This is a genomic window from Streptomyces sp. NPDC101151 (assembly GCF_044768335.1).
Classification (GTDB): Bacteria; Actinomycetota; Actinomycetes; order Streptomycetales; family Streptomycetaceae; genus Streptomyces.
This window is the reverse complement of the sequence record NZ_JBIWPP010000012.1, coordinates 196,489-208,900: the sequence shown is the minus strand read 5'-3', so window position 1 is coordinate 208,900 and position 12,412 is coordinate 196,489. Positions and strand designations below refer to the sequence as shown.

Genomic DNA, 12,412 nt, shown 5'->3' with positions numbered 1-12,412 from the left:
CCCAGTGGCTGCTGACCCACTGAGCCGACGCAGGGGACTCAGTGGCCGGCGGCCCGCAGTTCGTCCACCAGGCGGGCGGTCACCGGCACCGGTACGCCGTGCCGGTCCGCCGCACGCAGCAACGCTCCGCCGATGGCGTCGAGTTCGAGCGGGCGGCCCGCCTCGGCGTCGCGTTGCATGGAGGACTTGGCGGAGGGCGGGAAGGCGTCGTACCGGGACAGGGCCTGGGCCGGGTCCGCGGGGATGCCGCAGGCGCGGCTGACCGCGGTGGTCTCGGCGACCAGGGTTTCCAGCTCCTCTCGGTGACGGGTGCGCGCCTCGCCCAGGGGGAGGGCGTAGCGGGTGGTGAGCAGGGCGAACGGGGCGAGGAACGCCATCTTCGCCCACAGGGCAGCCGTCTCGTCCTCGACCACGCGGGCGGCCGGACCCGCGGCTCCGAGCACGGCGGCGAGGGCGTCCAGGCGCGAGCGGGGGACACCGTCCCCCGCCAGGTCGATCTCCGCGAATGGGCTGCCGTGTTCGATCACGCCGGGGGCCAGGCGGGTGGACTCCACGCGGATCACGCCGGGGGCCACCCGGTCGGGGCGGTAGCGGGCCCGCAGGGCCGCAGGGTGTTCGACGCCGTTCAGGAGCGGTACGACCAGGGCGTCGCCGAGGACGGCGGGCGGGACGCGGGTGAGAGCGGCGTCCAGGGTGGTGTGCTTGACGGTGATCAGACAGGCGTCCACCGGCTCGCGCAGCGCGGTGTCCGCCTCCACGGGCGCGGTGAAGTCGCCGAACCGGTCGCTGCGGACCTGGATTCCGGCGCCGCGCAGGGTGTCGGCCGTGTCCTGGCGGGCCAGGCAGATGACGCGGTGGCCGGAGCGGGACAGAAGGGCGGCGAGGAGGCCGCCGGTGCCGCCGGGGCCCAGCACGGCCACGGTGTGCTTCGTCGTCATGAGGATGTTCCTCTCGTCGGTCGGCCCCGGGGATCGGTGGCCGCCTTCGGCGTGATCTTCGCAGGGCCGCGCGGAGTGCGTGAGACTGGGGGCATGTGCCGGAGTATCAAGACGCTGCGTCCGCCCGTGCTGCCCGGCGAGGCGACCGAGGACGACATCCACGCCGCCGCGCTGCAGTACGTGCGGAAGGTCTCGGGGTTCCGGGCGCCCGCCGCCCACAACCGCGAGGTGTTCGAACGGGCCGTGGAAGCCGTGGCCGAGGCCACGGCGGAGCTGCTCGGCAGCCTGGAGGTGCGGGGGCAGGCCGTGCGGCAGACGGGGTAGCGATCCGCTGCGAGGTGCCCCCGACCGGCGGCCGGACGCCGCGCGGGCGCGTTGCGCCGTCCGCGCCGCGACCGGGCGCTTGAGTCTCCCGCCGGGGGAGACCGGAAGGTGGGGACATGGACGGCGGCACCCTCTGCTGACGGACAACTCGGGGCGAAGGGGAACACGTTGGCCCGCGCGGGTCCAGGGGTGTCCCCGACCGCCGAGGGCCGGACAGGCATGATGAGGCGGACCGTCCGCTTCCTGCGGGCGGTCTGCTGCCATGCGCCCCCACACGCCCGGGAGTGACACCTTTGTCTGCACCGACCCAGGAATCCCCCACGGTCTCCGTCGCCCTGGTCGGGGCCGGACCCCGCGGAACCAGCGTCCTGGAGCGCCTGTGCGCTTCCGCGCCGGAACTCCTCGCGCCAGGTGCCCGGCTGACGGTCCACGTGATCGACCCGGCGCCGCCCGGCCCGGGCCGGGTCTGGCGGACCGAGCAGTCGGCCGAGCTGCTGATGAACACCGTGGCGAGCCAGGTGACGCTGTTCACCGACGCCAGCGTGGACTGCTCGGGCCCGATCCGCCCGGGCCCCAGCCTGTACGAGTGGGCGGACGGCGAGCTGGGCCCGGACGACTACCCCACCCGCGCCCACTACGGCCGCTACCTGGAGTGGGTGTTCGCGCGGACCGTCCGGGCGGCCCCGCGGGCGGTGCGCGTCGAGACCCACCGGGCCCGTGCCGTGCGGCTGGACGACGGCCCCGACGGCGGGCAGGTGCTGACCCTCGACGACGGCGGCGTGCTGCCCGGTCTGGCGGCGGTGGTGCTGGCCCAGGGGCACCTGCCGTCGGCCGTGGACGAGGAGCAGCGGCGGACGGCCGGTTACGCCGCCCGGCACGGCCTGCGCCACGTTCCGCCCGCCAATCCGGCCGACGTCGACCTGTCCCCCCTCATGCCCGGCGAACCGGTGCTGCTGCGCGGCCTGGGCCTCAACTTCTTCGATCACATGGCCCTGCTGACCACCGGCCGCGGCGGCCGCTACGTCCGTGACGCCGACGGTGTCCTGCACTACCGGCCCTCGGGCCGGGAGCCGCGCCTGTACGCCGGTTCGCGGCGCGGGGTGCCGTACCAGGCCCGTGGCGACAACGCCAAGGGCCCGTACGGCCGTCACCTCCCGCTGGTGCTCACCCCGGAGGTGACAGCGGGCTTCCGCAAGCGTGCCGACTCCGCCGAGGCGCCCGACTTCCGGGCGGAGATATGGCCGTTGGTCGCGAAGGAGGTGGAGACGGTCTACTACCGCGCGCTGACCGGCCGCCCCGACTTCGCCGACCGGTTCCTCGCCGTGCCGCACGGCGATCCCCGCGAGGGGCTGCTGCTGGACGAGTTCGGGGTCGGCGCCGCGGACCGCTGGTGCTGGGAGCGGGTCTCCCGGCCGTACGGGGAGCGGGAGTTCGCCGATGCCGGGCAGTGGCGGGCGTGGCTGCAGGCGTATCTGCGTGAGGACGCGACGCAGGCCGCCCTCGGCAACGTGCACGGTCCGCTGAAGGCCGCCCTGGACGTGCTGCGGGACCTGCGCAACGAGATACGCCTGGTCGTGGACCACGGCGGCCTGACCGGCGACTCCCGCCGTGGGGACCTGGACCGCTGGTACACCCCGCTCAACGCCTTCCTCTCCATCGGGCCGCCCCGCCGCCGGATCGAGGAACTGGCGGCCCTGCTGGAGGCGGGTGTGGCCCAGGTGCTGGGCCCGCGTCTGGAGGTGCGGCCCGAGGAGGGGGCGTGGGTGGCGCACTCGCCGGACGTGCCGGGCTCGGCGGCGCGTGTGACGACCCTCATAGAGGCGCGCCTTCCGGAACCCGATCTGCGGCGGACGGCCGACGAGTTGCTCGCGGGGCTGCTGCACAGCGGCGGCTGCCGCCCGCACACCGTGGACGGCTACGAAACCGGAGGGCTGGATGTGACCCGGCGCCCCTATCGCCTGATAGACCGTCAACGTCGGGTGCATGCACGGCGGTTCGCTTTCGGGGTGCCGACGGAGGGGGTGCACTGGGTGACTGCGGCGGGCGCCCGTCCAGGGGTGGATTCGGTCACACTTTCGGACGCCGATGCGGTGGCGCGAGCCGTCCTACGTGCGGCCGGGGCCGGAACGGAACCGCAAGCGGAAGCGGAACCATGGCCTGATGTTGAACTTGCAAGCATAGATTAGGTTCCCCTAACCTGGGTCCCTCGTTCGGTACCGCCGCCCCCACGGCCTGTCCCCGGCCACCACCGAAGAGGAGATGTCCCCCCATGTCCGCACGCCTCAATTCCGCTCAGCCGTACGTCATAGGCCTGTTCCGCATCGTCGTCGGCCTGCTGTTCGCCGTACACGGCGCGGCCTCGCTCTTCGGCGTCCTCGGCGGCGCCGCCGGCACCGAGGGCGGCACGATCCCGTCGGGCACCTGGCCCGGCTGGTACGCGGCGGTGATCCAGCTGGTCGCCGGCGGCCTCGTCCTGCTCGGCCTCGGCACCCGCGGTGCCGCGCTGATCGCCTCCGGCTCGATGGCGTACGCGTACTTCGACGTCCACCAGCAGGCCGCCCTGTGGCCCATCCAGAACGGCGGCGAGCTGTCGGTCCTGTACTGCTGGGCGTTCTTCCTGCTGGTCTTCACCGGCTCCGGCGCCCTCGGCCTGGACCGGCTCTTCACCCGGAGCGCGGTGGTGACGCGCAAGCCCGCAGGGGAGCAGGCCCCGATCGCGGCCTGACGCCCGCCCGGCCCGGTGACGGCGCCCTTCCCTCGCTGCGCGGGGAGGGGCGCCGTCGCGCACGGCACCCGCAGGCGTGAACATGCTGTGCCGATCACATGAGCCCCCCCGCGATCCCCCTGTCACACCCCCGGCGTACGCTGTATGGCTGTCATCGGGGGAGTAACGGGGGAGTCCTTGTGTGGGAGAGCGTGGTGTCACTGGCCACCGGTCCATGGATCTACGTCATGGTCGCGCTGTCGGTGCTGCTCGACGTGTTCCTGCCGGTGCTGCCGAGCGGAGTGCTCGTCATCACGGCGGCCACCGCGGCGGCGGCGGGTTCGGGCGCGGCGACGGGACAGGTCCCGGGCGAGGTGCCGGACATCGTCGCTCTGATCCTCTCGGCCGCGACCGCCTCGGTCCTCGGCGATCTGGTGGCCTACCGGCTGGCCTGGCGGGGCGGTGAGCGCCTGGACCGTGCGATAGCCCGCTCCCGCCGCCTGACTGCTGCGCAGGAACGTCTCGGCGACGCACTGTCCCGGGGCGGTGGCGCCCTGGTCGTTCTGGCGCGCTTCGCCCCCGCCGGCCGCTCGGTCGTCTCCTTCTGCGCGGGCGCCGCGCACCGCCGCGCCCGCGACTTCGTCCCCTGGTCCGCCCTGGCCGGCCTGTCCTGGGCCGCCTACAGCGTCGCCCTCGGCTACTACGGCGCCCGCTGGCTCGGGGCCACCTGGCTGGCCACGGGCGTGTCGCTGGCGGCCCTGTTCGGAGCGGGGGCCGTGGCCGGGTTCCTGATGCGGCGGCGGCCGGCCTAGGCCCTGCCTGTGGGACCGGCCCGGGCCCCGTCATGCGGCGGCGGCCCGTCCGGGCCCTGTCGTCGTGTTCCCGCCGGCCTGATCCGGAAGACCCTCGGCGTCCCCGGAAACGGAGCCGCCCTCCCCGGCCGTCCGCGGGTGCGCGGGGGCCGAGGAGGGCGGAAGGGCTCCGGCGGTCAGCAGCTCGCCAGGTCGTTCGTCAGCGCGGTCTTCTCCGCGGAGTCGACCGAGAGGCCGTAGTAGTACTTCACCTGGACCCAGGCGCGGACGTAGGTGCAGACGTAGGCGGAGCGGGACGGGATCCAAGTGGCCGGGTCCTGGTCGCCCTTGGCCTGGTTGACGTTGTCGGTGACCGCGAGGAGCTGGGGGCGGGTGACGTCGTTGGCGAAGGCCTGGCGCTGGGCGGTGGTCCACCTGCTGGCCCCGGAGTCCCAGGCCTCCGCGAGCGGCACGAGGTGGTCGATGTCGAGGTCGGAGGCGGCGGTCCAGGTGGCACCGTCGTACGGGGAGTACCAGCTGCCGCTGGTGGCGGTGCACGCGGAGTTGGTGACGACGTTCGAGCCGTCCCGCTTGAGGATCCACTCGCGGGTGTTGCAGCTGCCCGAGATGGTGATCCAGGTCGGGAAGAGGTCGCGGTCGTAGCCGGTGCGGTTCTCGGTGGCCACGGTGAGCTGGGCGAGATAGCTGCGGGCGGTGGCGGCGCTGACCGGTGTGGGGAGGGCGGCGGAAGCGCTCGGCGAGTTGAACAGGGCGACGGAGGCTATCAGTCCGGTGAGCGTCGCGAGTATGCTCAGACGTCGACGCGCGTAGAACTTCGGCATGCGAACTCCCTTGAGGGGTGGGGGTGTTGGAGCGCGAGCGAGGGAATGCTCGCGGCGCCGTGTGGCCGGGAGGTGACCGCCCGGTAAGAAGTTAGTGGCGTGTTCATGACACGACAAGGTTCGGAGCGGAACTTTTGCGTCCCGTACGATGGGAGGCGCAGAAGGGGAGTAGCTCTTCGCCGGACCGTCGACATACTGCTCAGCCAGCCTGAGCCGGCGCCCGGAGGCGGATTCCGCGAGGACCGCCCAGCGAGACCTTCGGCAAGCAGTGCACGCCCGTGCGTCATGGCACGGGTGCGAAGTGTGCTGCCGTGCCGAGGTGTCTCATGTGAGGTTCAGCACTCTCGGCGGGGCGGCCCCGACCGATTGAGGAACCTTGATCAGCATCACTGTGACGGCGCTCGTCTTCGGCGTCATCTTCCTCGCCGAACTGCCGGACAAGACCGCGCTCGCCGGCCTCGTCCTCGGTACCCGCTACCGCGCCTCGTACGTCTTCGCGGGCGTGGCCGCCGCCTTCCTGCTGCATGTCGTGATCGCCGTCGCGGCCGGCAGCGTGCTGACCCTGCTGCCGCAGCAGATCGTGCACGCGGTCACCGGTGTGCTCTTCCTGGGCGGCGCCGCGATGCTGCTGATGAAGAAGGACGAGGACGAGGAGGAGGTCCGCAAGCCGGCCGACCAGTCCTTCTGGAAGGTCGCGGGTACGGGCTTCATGCTCATCCTGGTCGCCGAGTTCGGTGACCTGACCCAGATCATGACCGCCAACCTCGCCGCCCGGTACGACGACCCGATCTCCGTCGGCCTCGGCGCGGTCCTGGGTCTGTGGGCGGTGGCCGGACTCGGCATCGTCGGTGGAAAGGCCCTGATGAAGCGGGTGCCGCTGCGGCTGATCACGCAGATCGCGGCCCTGCTGATGCTGGGGCTCGGTGTGTGGAGCCTGTACGAGGCCGTGGCGGGCTGAGCTGAACGGCGGGTGAACCCTCGCCGAAGGTGGTGGCGGAACCGGGGTCAGGTTTTGTACCGTGGAGGAACAAAGTGGCTCCCGCCCGTTCTCCCTGACCGGCGGGCGGGGCCGCCTTGTCTCTCCTGACCTCGAGGTTCATCGCTTTTGGAGCTGCCGATGCCGGCCACTGTCCGTACTGCCCGCGCCCTCCTGCTCGACATGGACGGCACCCTCGTCAACTCGGATGCCGTGGTCGAGCGCATCTGGCGGCGCTGGGCCGAGCGGCACGGGCTGGACGGCGACGAGGTGATGAAGGTCGTCCACGGCCGGCAGGGCCACGCCTCGATGGCGGTGCTGCTGCCCGAGCGGCCTGTGGAGCGGAACCTCGCCGACAACGCCCGCATGCTCGCGGAGGAGACCGCCGACACGGAGGGTGTGGTCGAGGTGCCCGGCGCTGGCGCCTTCCTCGCCTCCCTGCGCGGCCTGCCGCACGCCCTGGTGACCTCCGCCGATGTCCCGCTGTCCACCGCCCGCATGGCCGCCGCCGGGCTGCCGCTGCCCGAGGTGCGGATCACGGCCGAGTCGGTCGGTGCGAGCAAGCCCGACCCCGAGGGGTTCTTGAAGGGCGCCGCCGAGCTGGGTGTCGATCCGGCGGACTGTGTCGTCTTCGAGGACTCCGGTGCCGGTATCGCGGCGGGTCGCGCCGCGGGTATGACGGTAGTGGGCGTCGGGCCGCGGGCCGCCTCGCACGGGCCCGATGCCGTCGTACCGGACCTCACGCAGGTGCGGGTCGAGGCCGTGGGGGACGGGACGATCCGGCTGCACGTCGGGTGAGCGGGGTTCGTGTGCCGGGCTGCCTCCGCTCCGGCCTACCGGCCGCTGTCGCAGCCGGTACGCCGACCGGCCGCCCCTGACCGCTGAAAATGCCGCTCACGGCTCCGTCGTCTCCGACTCCAGGCTCGCCCGGGTGGCCGGGCCGTACACGCCCGGTTCGTCGCCGCTGATACCGCGGGCCCACTGGTAGGTGCTCACGGCGTCCTCCACGGAGCGGGTGAAGACGCCGTTCACCTGGTCGCCGTAGAGGTTCAGCTGCCTGAGCCGCAGCTGGAGTTCGGTGACCTCCGCGCCCTTGTCGCCGCGCCGCAGCACCGGCGCCGCGGTGGGTGCCGCGTTCGGGCCGGCGTCGGCCGTCGTCGACGGGGTGGGGGTGGCCGAGCGGGACGCGCTGCTGGACGCCGTGGGCGAGGGGGACGGGGAGGCGGAGGAGGCGCTGGGGGACGGGCTCGGGTCGGCCGAGGCGGTGCGGGGCGGCGAGGCCGGGCGGGACGAGGCGGGCGGCGCGGGCGCCGACGAGGTGCCCGGTGTCGTCACCTCCGGGACGCTCTCCCGTACTTCCCGGGCCGCAGCTTGGTCCCGCGACGGTGTCCGGTACGAGAACACCCCGCTCGCGACACCCGCCGCCGCCACCACCGCGACCCCCGCACCCGCGACGGACAGCAGGACCGTGCGGCGGGAGCGGCGCCGGCGTTTCTCCACCGGTACCTCGTCGGCCTCGGGCTCGTGTGGTGTTTCCTGCTCGAAGAGCCGCAGGTCGCGGCCGTTCGGGCCGGGCACCGGGCGCAGTGGCACGGTGACCTCGGCGGCCGGTGCCGGGCGGGTCTTTGCCGTGGCGGGCTCGTCCGAGGTTCCGGGGAACTCGACGTACGGGCGTATGCGCAGTGGGTCGAAGTCCTCCGCCGCTGCCGCCTGCGCCGTACGCGCCTCGCGCAGGGCGTCGGACGCCCGCCGGGCACAGTCGCAGGACGGGGTGTTGTCCGCCCCCCTCGGCGCCCCGCATTCCGGGCAGGTGTGGCCCGTCGGTTCCGTCACGCGTTCGCCCCTCCCCTCGGGAACTCCCGAGTTTATGCAGACCTCCTCCACATCCGCCGAACCGGGACACGCGGCAAACCGGCCAGGCAGGGAACTCAACAGGCCATAAACGGTGACACCGCCCACGATGGTAGGAGCGCATCCGAGCCCCGGGAGGTCTCGATGACCCTGGACACGCACGGCACGGCGAAGGAGGCGAAGGCCGCCGAGCACGTCTCCGGCAATGCGCTCGTCTCGATCGGCGCCCTGCTGCTCGGACTGCTGCTCGCCGCGCTCGACCAGACCATCGTGTCGACCGCGCTGCCCACCATCGTCAGCGACCTCGGTGGCCTCGACCACCTGTCCTGGGTCGTCACCGCCTATCTGCTGGCCTCGACCGCCGCGACCCCGCTGTGGGGCAAACTCGGCGACCAGTACGGGCGCAAGAGGCTGTTCCAGACCGCGATCGTCATCTTCCTGATCGGCTCCGCGCTGTGCGGCATGGCGCAGAACATGCCCCAGCTGATCGGCTTCCGGGCGCTGCAGGGCCTGGGCGGCGGCGGGCTGATGGTGCTGTCGATGGCGATCGTCGGCGACATCGTGCCGCCGCGTGAACGCGGCCGTTACCAGGGCCTGTTCGGCGCCGTGTTCGGTGCGACCAGCGTGCTCGGGCCGCTGCTCGGCGGGCTGTTCACCGAGCACCTCAGCTGGCGCTGGGTGTTCTACGTCAACCTGCCCGTCGGCGTCGTCGCCCTCGTCGTGATCGCCACCGCCCTGCGCATCCCGCGCAAGGCCGCCCACCACGTCATCGACTACCTCGGCACCTTCCTGATCGCCGCGGTCGCCACCTGCCTGGTCCTGGTCGCCTCGCTCGGAGGTACGACGTGGGGCTGGGATTCGCCGCAGATCATCGGGCTCGCGGTGCTGGGCTTCGTCCTCGCCGTCGTGTTCGTCGGCGTCGAGCGCCGGGCCGCCGAACCCGTCCTCCCGCTCAAGCTGTTCCGCATCCGCACCTTCACCCTCGCCGCCGTCATCAGCTTCATCGTCGGCTTCGCCATGTTCGGCGCGCTGACCTACCTGCCGACCTTCCTGCAGGTCGTGCACGGCATCTCGCCGACCCTGTCCGGTGTGCACATGCTGCCGATGGTGATCGGCCTGCTGCTGTCCTCGACCGTCTCCGGGCAGATCGTCAGCCGCACCGGCCGCTGGAAGGTCTTCCCGGTCACGGGCACGGCCGTCACCGCCATCGGCCTGCTCCTGCTGCACCGGCTGGACGAGCACAGCTCGACCGTCATGATGAGCACCTACTTCTTCGTCTTCGGCCTGGGCCTCGGCCTGGTCATGCAGGTCCTCATCCTCATCGTGCAGAACGCCGTCTCGTACGAGGATCTGGGCGTCGCCACCTCCGGCGCGACCTTCTTCCGCTCCATCGGCGCGTCCTTCGGCGTCGCCATCTTCGGCACCGTCTTCGCGAGCCGCCTGGGCGACAGACTCGCCGACGCCTTCAGGGGCGTGAGCCTGCCCGCGGGCGCCACGGCCGACGCTCTCAAGTCCGACCCGCGCGGCATCGCCGACCTGCCGGCCTCGCTGCGCCCGGCGGCCCTGCACGCGTTCGCGGAGTCCATCACCGACGTGTTCCTCTACGCCGCCCCGATCGCCGCCCTCGGCTTCGCCCTGGCCTGGCTCCTGAAGGAGGACCGGCTGCGCGGCTCGGTCACCGCGCCGGACGTCTCCGAGACCATCCCGCCCAACCCGGTCCAGCGCTCCTCCTACGACGAGGTGTGCCGCGCGCTGTCCGTGCTCGGTACCCGCGAGGGTCGCCGGGAGATCTACCGGGAGATCATCGAGCGGGCGGGGCTGGACCTGCTGCCCGCGGCCGGCTGGCTGCTGCTGCGCATCCGCAAGTACGGCTCGGTGGAGCCGGGTGTGCTCGCCGAGCGCACCGACATGCCGATGCGGACCATCCTCGCCGCCGAACGCCAGGTCGAGGAGCGGCACCTCGTCGAACGCCGGGGCCTGGACGTGACGCTCACGGAGTCCGGCCGCGACGTCGCCGAACGGCTCGCCAAGGCCCGAGAGGAGTCCCTGGCCGAGCTGCTCGGCGACTGGTGGCAACCGGGCCGGTCCACCGACCTGGTCAAGCTGGTGAAGGAACTCACCGGCGAACTGTGCGGCTTGGAGCGGGAGCGGCCGTACGACGGGACGCCGGCCAGGATCAGATGACGGCCGTGGGCGCCGACAGGTTCTTGCGGAACCAGTGTTCCGCGTACTGGTCGTCGTTGTGGGGTGCGGTCTCCCGGTAGCCGAGGCGGGCGTACAGGGCGCGGGCCTCCACCAGGTCGCCGCGGGTGTCGAGGACCAGCTGCCCGGCACCCAGGGCACGGGCGGCCCGCTCGGCGGCGGCGACCAGAAGTGCGGCTCCGCCCCGGCCGCGCATCCCCTCGTGGACGAACACCCGGGTGAGTTCGGCCGTGTCCGGGGCCAGCAGCCGTACGCCCGCCGAGCCCGCCGGCTCGCCGTCGTACCGAGCGATCAGCAACCGGCCGTCGGGCGGCGCGAGTTCGGCGCCGGTCCGCGCCGCGATCTCGCGCTCCAGCTCGTCCGGGTCGGTGCGGTGCCCTTCGTGCAGCAGGTACCACCGGTCACTGACCTCCGTGTAGTACGCCCGCCACAGTGCGGACGCGGCAGGGGAGTCGTACGGTTCCGGGGCGATCGTCCACGTCATGCCGGTCATTCTCGGACGCGGTCGGGGACCCTCCGCAAGCGAATACGGTGCTCGCCGTCCTGACGGCCGTTTGTGGCCCGTCTTCCGGGTCACCCGGAGGGAGAACCGGCCGACGGGGCCGGTCCGACCCGGAAGGCAGTCATGTCCACAAGCATGATCATCGCTGTGATCGTGATCGTGGCGGTCGTGGTCCTCGGCGCGGCCGCCCTGATCCTGAGCATCCGTGGCCGGCACGGCGGACCGGACCTGAAGCGGCGCTTCGGGCCCGAGTACGAGCGGACCGTGGCCCGGCACGACGGGGACACCGCGGCGGCCGAACGGGAGCTGACCGAGCGGCTCGAACGCCATGGCAAGCTGCGGGAACGTCCGCTGGAGCCCGCCGAGCGGGAGCGGTACACGATCCGCTGGACGGCGGTCCAGGAGCGGTTCGTCGACGAGCCCCGGGCCGCGGTCGCCGAGGCGGACCAACTGCTCGCGGAGGTCGCCGACGCCCGTGGCTACCCGGACGGCGGACATCACGACGAGCAGCTCGCCGCGCTGTCCGTGCACCACGCCGACCACGTCGACGGCTACCGGCGGGTGCACCGGATGACCCGGGCCGGGGCGGGCGGCACGGGCAGCGGCACCGGCGCCGGCACCGGCACCGAGGAACTGCGCACGGCCCTCGTGCAGGCCCGTGCCCTCTTCGACGACCTGATCGACACCGGCAGGACGGACAGGACTCACCCGAAGGAGAGTTGAGCCATGGCCCAGAACAGCGAAACCGGGCCGGTCCCCGAGCGGCACCCGGCCGCAGGTGATGCCGGGGAACCGACGGCGGACGCGCGGGGGGAACAGCCCCTGGGGACCGTCGCACCCGGCCGTGAGGCCGTTGCGGAGGGTGACTCGATGCCGGAGGACGGGCTCGGGGTGCCCTCCCCGGGTGAGATGACCGGGCGGGAGGCGGCGACGACGGAAGGCCGGGCGGCGGACGCCTGGCCGGCCGCCGGGCCCGGACCGGCGGGCACCGGCCTGCGTGTCCCGCTGCTGCCGCACGAGGAGGCGGAGCGATGGGAGGCGCGACTGCGGCGGACGGCCGCCGGGTTCGTGGAGGAGCCGCAGCTCGCGGTCGAGGAGGCGGACCGGGAGCTGGAGGAGATCGCCGCGCGGTTCGGCGAGGCCGTGACACGACGCCGCCGGACCCTGCGCATGTCCTGGCAGGGCGACGAGGAGAGCGACACCGAGCGGCTGCGCCTGGCCCTGCGGGACTACCGGGAGCTGGCCGACCGCCTGCTGCACGTCTGACCCCGGCCGCACCGCG

13 protein-coding genes are annotated in these 12,412 nt (G+C 72.9%); 9 read left to right on the top strand and 4 right to left on the bottom strand.

Going from position 1 to position 12,412, the window contains the following annotated elements; genetic code table 11:
- Window positions 1-38: 38 nt before the first annotated feature.
- Window positions 39-938 (bottom strand): ketopantoate reductase family protein, encoded by a 900-nt coding sequence (locus ACIRU3_RS23575; protein ID WP_404059387.1) that lies wholly within the window; start codon window positions 936-938, stop codon window positions 39-41.
- A 93-nt stretch (window positions 939-1,031) separates the two neighbouring features.
- On the opposite strand from ACIRU3_RS23575, the gene ACIRU3_RS23570 reads away from it, so the two are divergent.
- The 4 genes from ACIRU3_RS23570 to ACIRU3_RS23555 all read left to right on the top strand — a co-directional run bounded on the left by ACIRU3_RS23570 (window position 1,032) and on the right by ACIRU3_RS23555 (window position 4,778).
- A complete protein-coding gene (locus ACIRU3_RS23570; RefSeq protein WP_404059384.1) occupies window positions 1,032-1,262 on the top strand; it encodes a DUF2277 domain-containing protein in 231 nt (76 codons plus the stop codon).
- Between the two features lie 293 nt (window positions 1,263-1,555).
- Window positions 1,556-3,448 carry an FAD/NAD(P)-binding protein gene (locus ACIRU3_RS23565; RefSeq protein ID WP_404059382.1) on the top strand — a complete coding sequence of 631 codons (1,893 nt, stop codon included), beginning with the start codon at window positions 1,556-1,558 and terminating at the stop codon, window positions 3,446-3,448.
- Between the two features lie 83 nt (window positions 3,449-3,531).
- Window positions 3,532-3,987 (top strand): DoxX family protein, encoded by a 456-nt coding sequence (locus tag ACIRU3_RS23560; protein ID WP_404059379.1) that lies wholly within the window; start codon window positions 3,532-3,534, stop codon window positions 3,985-3,987.
- 179 nt (window positions 3,988-4,166) lie between these two features.
- Complete coding sequence (locus ACIRU3_RS23555) at window positions 4,167-4,778, top strand: DedA family protein (RefSeq protein WP_404059376.1); 612 nt, start codon at window positions 4,167-4,169, stop codon at window positions 4,776-4,778.
- A 176-nt stretch (window positions 4,779-4,954) separates the two neighbouring features.
- On the opposite strand, the gene ACIRU3_RS23550 is transcribed toward ACIRU3_RS23555, so the two are convergent.
- Window positions 4,955-5,599: an HNH endonuclease family protein gene (locus ACIRU3_RS23550; RefSeq protein ID WP_404059373.1), complete on the bottom strand. Its 645-nt coding sequence runs from the start codon at window positions 5,597-5,599 to the stop codon at window positions 4,955-4,957.
- A gap of 376 nt (window positions 5,600-5,975) precedes the next feature.
- Here ACIRU3_RS23550 and ACIRU3_RS23545 point away from each other — a divergent pair, with 376 nt between their 5' ends.
- Together ACIRU3_RS23545 and ACIRU3_RS23540 are read left to right on the top strand one after the other, a co-directional pair.
- Window positions 5,976-6,557: a TMEM165/GDT1 family protein gene (locus ACIRU3_RS23545; RefSeq protein WP_404059370.1), complete on the top strand. Its 582-nt coding sequence runs from the start codon at window positions 5,976-5,978 to the stop codon at window positions 6,555-6,557.
- A gap of 159 nt (window positions 6,558-6,716) precedes the next feature.
- Window positions 6,717-7,373, top strand: coding sequence for an HAD-IA family hydrolase (locus ACIRU3_RS23540; RefSeq protein WP_404059367.1), 657 nt, complete (start codon window positions 6,717-6,719; stop codon window positions 7,371-7,373).
- Window positions 7,374-7,469: 96 nt separating this feature from the next.
- Here ACIRU3_RS23540 and ACIRU3_RS23535 read toward each other — a convergent pair whose 3' ends face one another.
- A complete protein-coding gene (locus tag ACIRU3_RS23535) occupies window positions 7,470-8,408 on the bottom strand; it encodes a peptidoglycan-binding protein (RefSeq protein WP_404059365.1) in 939 nt (312 codons plus the stop codon).
- 162 nt (window positions 8,409-8,570) lie between these two features.
- On the opposite strand from ACIRU3_RS23535, the gene ACIRU3_RS23530 reads away from it, so the two are divergent.
- A complete protein-coding gene (locus ACIRU3_RS23530; protein WP_404059362.1) occupies window positions 8,571-10,610 on the top strand; it encodes a DHA2 family efflux MFS transporter permease subunit in 2,040 nt (679 codons plus the stop codon).
- On the opposite strand, the gene ACIRU3_RS23525 is transcribed toward ACIRU3_RS23530, so the two are convergent.
- Window positions 10,603-11,112 carry a GNAT family N-acetyltransferase gene (locus ACIRU3_RS23525; protein ID WP_404059359.1) on the bottom strand — a complete coding sequence of 170 codons (510 nt, stop codon included), beginning with the start codon at window positions 11,110-11,112 and terminating at the stop codon, window positions 10,603-10,605. The genes ACIRU3_RS23530 and ACIRU3_RS23525 overlap by 8 nt on opposite strands.
- A gap of 141 nt (window positions 11,113-11,253) precedes the next feature.
- Here ACIRU3_RS23525 and ACIRU3_RS23520 point away from each other — a divergent pair, with 141 nt between their 5' ends.
- Window positions 11,254-11,853: a hypothetical protein gene (locus tag ACIRU3_RS23520; RefSeq protein ID WP_404059357.1), complete on the top strand. Its 600-nt coding sequence runs from the start codon at window positions 11,254-11,256 to the stop codon at window positions 11,851-11,853.
- A 3-nt stretch (window positions 11,854-11,856) separates the two neighbouring features.
- The gene (locus ACIRU3_RS23515; RefSeq protein ID WP_404059354.1) at window positions 11,857-12,396 is read left to right on the top strand and encodes a hypothetical protein; all 540 of its coding nucleotides are present in this window, start codon (window positions 11,857-11,859) and stop codon (window positions 12,394-12,396) included.
- The last annotated feature ends 16 nt before the right edge of the window (window positions 12,397-12,412 follow it).

Coding starts and splice junctions, on each gene's coding strand:
- ACIRU3_RS23575 (WP_404059387.1), bottom strand. CDS start 938: ATGACGACGAAGCACACCGTGGCCGTGCTGGGCCCCGGCGGCACCGGC.
- ACIRU3_RS23570 (WP_404059384.1), top strand. CDS start 1,032: ATGTGCCGGAGTATCAAGACGCTGCGTCCGCCCGTGCTGCCCGGCGAG.
- ACIRU3_RS23560 (WP_404059379.1), top strand. CDS start 3,532: ATGTCCGCACGCCTCAATTCCGCTCAGCCGTACGTCATAGGCCTGTTC.
- ACIRU3_RS23550 (WP_404059373.1), bottom strand. CDS start 5,599: ATGCCGAAGTTCTACGCGCGTCGACGTCTGAGCATACTCGCGACGCTC.
- ACIRU3_RS23540 (WP_404059367.1), top strand. CDS start 6,717: ATGCCGGCCACTGTCCGTACTGCCCGCGCCCTCCTGCTCGACATGGAC.
- ACIRU3_RS23530 (WP_404059362.1), top strand. CDS start 8,571: ATGACCCTGGACACGCACGGCACGGCGAAGGAGGCGAAGGCCGCCGAG.
- ACIRU3_RS23525 (WP_404059359.1), bottom strand. CDS start 11,112: ATGACGTGGACGATCGCCCCGGAACCGTACGACTCCCCTGCCGCGTCC.
- ACIRU3_RS23520 (WP_404059357.1), top strand. CDS start 11,254: ATGTCCACAAGCATGATCATCGCTGTGATCGTGATCGTGGCGGTCGTG.
- ACIRU3_RS23515 (WP_404059354.1), top strand. CDS start 11,857: ATGGCCCAGAACAGCGAAACCGGGCCGGTCCCCGAGCGGCACCCGGCC.